The sequence below is a fragment of the Vibrio sp. 970 genome, assembly GCF_033339075.1.
Genome location: NZ_JAWOTW010000619.1, coordinates 1 through 573 on the forward strand (window position 1 = coordinate 1; position 573 = coordinate 573).

Here is a 573-nt window from a genome sequence, read left to right on the forward strand (position 1 = left end):
TTACGTTGCTTTTAATGCAAATGACCCTGAAGCGATCTCTGGTTGGGCAATTCCTGCGGCGACAGACATTGCATTTGCTCTGGGTATCATGGCGTTACTTGGTAAGCGTGTACCAGTGAGCCTAAAAGTATTTTTGTTGGCTCTTGCGATCATTGACGACTTAGGTGTTGTAGTCATCATTGCTCTGTTCTACCCCGGTGATCTTTCTTCAACGGCATTGCTTGTCGGCTTCGTCATGACAGGTGTACTGTTCATGCTGAACGCGAAAGAAGTCACCAAGCTAACACCGTACATGATTGTAGGTGCGATTCTGTGGTTTGCTGTACTTAAGTCTGGTGTGCACGCAACATTGGCAGGTGTAGTGATCGGTTTCGCGATTCCGCTGAAAGGAAAGCAGGGCGAACACTCTCCATTGAAACACATGGAGCATGCTCTTCACCCTTATGTTGCATTTGGTATTCTTCCTCTGTTTGCATTTGCGAACGCAGGTATCTCGCTAGAAGGCGTATCGATGTCAGGCCTAACTTCAATGCTGCCTCTAGGTATTGCACTAGGTCTATTGATTGGTAAACC

General features: G+C 46.9%; 1 protein-coding gene. It reads left to right on the forward strand.

Translation table 11 applies throughout. The features are described 5' to 3' along the window. The coding region (nhaA, locus tag R7Q11_RS28220) for a Na+/H+ antiporter NhaA (RefSeq protein WP_225467232.1) at positions 1-573 on the forward strand (573 nt) is incomplete at both ends.